Origin of the sequence: Pseudomonas agronomica (assembly GCF_025917275.1) — a bacterium.
Lineage (GTDB): Bacteria > Pseudomonadota > Gammaproteobacteria > Pseudomonadales > Pseudomonadaceae > Aquipseudomonas > Aquipseudomonas agronomica.
In genome coordinates this window covers 1-3,354 of record NZ_JAOSHO010000523.1, presented here as the reverse complement: position 1 = coordinate 3,354, position 3,354 = coordinate 1, and the positions used below count along the sequence as shown (strand labels likewise).

Here is a 3,354-nt window from a genome sequence, read left to right as displayed (position 1 = left end):
AGCGGGAGCAAGCTCCCTCGCCACAGGTTCGGTAGCGCGGCCTCAGCGCTGCGCGGTATTGCTCGTCGCCGCGCTGTTTTCATGAATCAAACGGCTGATCATCGCGTCAGCGTCGGCCAGTTGCCGGTCATAGACCTGGGTGCTGAACGAGGCTTTTTGCGGTGGCTGCTGGGCCAGTACCGGGCCGCTCTGGTCATGCAGGTTGACGTTGACCTGAGTCGACAGGCCGACCCGCAGCGGATGCTTGGTCAGTTCCTCGGCGTTGATATGGATGCGCACTGGCACCCGCTGGACGATCTTGATCCAGTTACCGGTGGCGTTCTGCGCGGGCAGCAAGGCAAATGCGCTGCCGGTGCCGGCGCCCAGGCTGTCGACCGTACCGCTGTATTTCACATCGCTGCCATACAGATCAGTCTCGATGTCCACCGGCTGGCCGATGCGCATGTCACGCAGCTGGGTCTCCTTGAAGTTGGCGTCGATCCACAACTGATCCAGCGGGATCACCGCCATCAACGCCGTGCCCGGCTGCACTCGCTGCCCCAGTTGCACGGTGCGCTTGGCGACATAACCGGTCACCGGCGCGATCAAGGTGCTGCGGGCATTGGTCAGATAGGCCTGGCGCAGTTGCGCGGCCGCCGCTTGCACGTCGGGATGGGACGACACCACTGTGTCATCCACCAACGCGCTGGTGGTCTTGAGCTGTTGCCGGGCATTGGCCAAGGCGTTCTGCGCCGAGGTCAGGTCGTCCCGGGCGTGGGACAGTTCTTCCTGGGAAATCGCCCCGCCGGCGGCCAGATTCTTGCGTCGGCTGTAGTTTTCCTGGGCCTTCTGCACTTCGGCCTCTTGCGCGTGCACTTGCGCCTTCATGCCATCGACATTGCTGTACAAGCCGCGCACCTGGCGCACGGTGCGGGCCAGGTTGGCCTGGGCGCTTTGCAGCGCGACTTCGGCATCGTTCGGGTCGAATTGCACCAGCACCTGGCCTTCTCGCACCAGGTCACCGTCATCGGCGCCAATGCTCACCACCGTGCCGGTGACTTGCGGGGTGATTTCCACCACGTTGCCGTTGACGTAGGCATCGTCGGTGCTTTCGTTCCAGCGACCATACAGTTCGTGCCAGGCCCAGACGCCCACGCCGGCGAGAATGACGATCAGGGCCAGGGCCAGCAGCATCACCTTGCGCTTGCGCGGATTGCTGCCGTCCTGTGGGGTTTGTTGAGTTGTTTCGGCAGTTGCCATGACAAATACCTCGAATCAGTGAGTCGGCGCGGTGGCGGCCGGTGTGGCCGAAGCCACGGTTTGGGTCTCGAAACCACCGCCCAGGGCCTGCATCAGTTGGATCGACAGGTCGATCTGCTCGGCATTGAGGGTCGCCAGTTGGCGTTGGGCCTGGAGCAACTGCTGCTCGATGCTCAGCACGTCCAGGTAATTGCCGATGCCGGAGCCGTAGCGCTGGACCACGGTGTCGTAAGAGCTTTGTGCGATATCCACGGCATGTTGCTGGGCGCCGATCTGCCGACCGATGTCGCGCAACTGGTTGATGGTGTCGCTGACATCGCCAAGGGCCGCGACCAGGCTCTTGTTGTATTGCGCCACCGCCAGGTCGTAGTCGGCGTCCCGGGCATCGAGGTCCGCCCGCAGGCGTCCACCATCGAAAATCGGCAGCGACACCGTCGGCGCCACGTTGAAGAACCGACTGGCCGAACCGAACATCGCGTCACCCAACAGCGATTGGACCCCCGCCGCCGCGCTCAAGTTGAGGTTGGGGTAGAAATTGGTCTTGCCGGCTTCGATGTTCTTGCTCGCCGCCTCGACCCGCCACCGCGCCGCGACCAGGTCCGGACGACGGCCCAGCAATTCGGCCGGCAGATTCGATGGCAAGGCGACGGCGCTGGCCTGCAGCACGTTGGGCCGGGCGATTTCGTTGCCACGATCCGGCCCTTTGCCCAGCAATACCGCCAAGGCGATCTTGGCGCTCTGCAAACGTTTCTCCGCGTCGATCAACGTTGCATCGGCGCTCGCTTCCAGGCTTTCGGTCTGCTGGAACTGATACTGGCTGTCGATCCCGGCGCCGAGGCGGCGCTTGCCCAGGTCAAGCATCTGCCGCGTGCGCTTGAGGTCTTCGTTGGCCAAGTCATAAATGATGTGGGCCTGGCCCAGGTCGCTGTAGGCCCGGGCTACATCGGCAGCCAAGGTCAGTTGCGCGGCCTGGCGGTCGATCTCGGCGGCGCGGGCCTGGCCGAGCGCCGCTTCCCAGGCGGCGCGCTGGCCACCCCAGAGGTCGAAGTTGTAATTGAGATCCACACTCAGCGAACGCAACGTGCTGTAGGCCCCGCCCTGCCCTTGCGGATCCTGGTCGCGAGCCAGGCGCGAACGGCTGACGCTGCCGCTGGCATCCAGGGTCGGCAGGCGTGCGGCGTTGGCGGCATAGGCGGCGGCACTGGCCTGGTGAACCCGGGCGCTGGCGATCTGCATGTCCGGGCTGTCGCGCAGCGCTTCGCGGATCAGGCTATCGAGTTGTGGGTCGCCGAGGCTTTTCCACCAATCGCTTTTCGGCCACGAGGCCGGCGACAGCTTGACGCCGGTCAGAGACTGGCCCGCCTGGAGGCTCTTGGCTTCGAGGCTGACCCCTTCGGTCTTCAGGCCGCTGTAGCTGGCACAACCGGCGAGGCTCATGGCCAGCAGCACCAGGCTCAAGCGGGTACGCAAGGTTTGACGCTTCATTTTTCCCCCAATCGCAAGACGGTGATGGGATCCCCGGCGGCGAGCAGTATTTTCTTGAGGATGTCTTCGAGGGTTTGCAGCTCCTCGCGGCTGATGGCACTGGCCAGTTGATTCATCGCGTCGGCACCAATGAACGGCAGGCGATCGGCAAGCGCCTGGCCGGCTTCGGTCAGCACCAATTGCACCTGGCGCCGGTCCTCCGCCGAGCGTTGGCGAGCCAGGAAACCTTTCTGCTCCAGGCGATCGAGCATTCGAGTCATCGAGCCGCTGTCCAGGGACAGGTACCGGCACAGCTCGACCGGAGTGTCGATGCCGTGCTGAGCCATGATGATCAACACCTTGAACTGCGCGGCGGTGATGCCGACGGGCTCCATGTGGGTATCGATGATCCGATCCTTGAGCAGCGCGGCACGGCCGAGCAGCATGCCGAGATGGCAATTGTGGAAGTCGCCTGGGGTGAAATGCTTCATCTGGATACCGTTGTCGGAAGACGTTTTGCTGCCTAGGCAGTGAATGTATGTCGAGATATTACTGCTTAGGCAGCAAATGTCAAACAAATAGTTAGTTAGCTACGCATGAACACACAAGATGCTGGAAGGTGACCCAATGTGGGAGCGAGCTTGCTCGCGA

General features: G+C 63.3%; 3 protein-coding genes. All 3 read right to left on the bottom strand.

Features of this window, described 5'->3' with window-relative positions; translation table 11 throughout:
- Positions 1 to 42: 42 nt before the first annotated feature.
- From OC610_RS23820 to OC610_RS23810, 3 genes are read right to left on the bottom strand one after another with little or no spacing between them, the layout of a single operon-like run.
- Positions 43 to 1,239, bottom strand: coding sequence for an efflux RND transporter periplasmic adaptor subunit (locus OC610_RS23820; RefSeq protein WP_264431338.1), 1,197 nt, complete (start codon positions 1,237 to 1,239; stop codon positions 43 to 45).
- Between the two features lie 15 nt (positions 1,240 to 1,254).
- On the bottom strand, positions 1,255 to 2,724 hold the full coding sequence (locus tag OC610_RS23815; protein ID WP_264431336.1) for an efflux transporter outer membrane subunit: 1,470 nt from the start codon (positions 2,722 to 2,724) through the stop codon (positions 1,255 to 1,257).
- Entirely contained in the window at positions 2,721 to 3,194 is a 474-nt protein-coding gene (locus OC610_RS23810) for a MarR family winged helix-turn-helix transcriptional regulator (protein WP_264431334.1), read from the bottom strand. Before OC610_RS23810 ends, OC610_RS23815 begins: the two co-directional genes overlap by 4 nt.
- Between the last annotated feature and the right edge of the window lie 160 nt (positions 3,195 to 3,354).

Bases quoted from the DNA above. Each gene is read 5' to 3' on its own strand.
- OC610_RS23810 (WP_264431334.1), bottom strand. From the start codon at position 3,194: ATGAAGCATTTCACCCCAGGCGACTTCCACAATTGCCATCTCGGCATG.
- OC610_RS23815 (WP_264431336.1), bottom strand. From the start codon at position 2,724: ATGAAGCGTCAAACCTTGCGTACCCGCTTGAGCCTGGTGCTGCTGGCC.
- OC610_RS23820 (WP_264431338.1), bottom strand. From the start codon at position 1,239: ATGGCAACTGCCGAAACAACTCAACAAACCCCACAGGACGGCAGCAAT.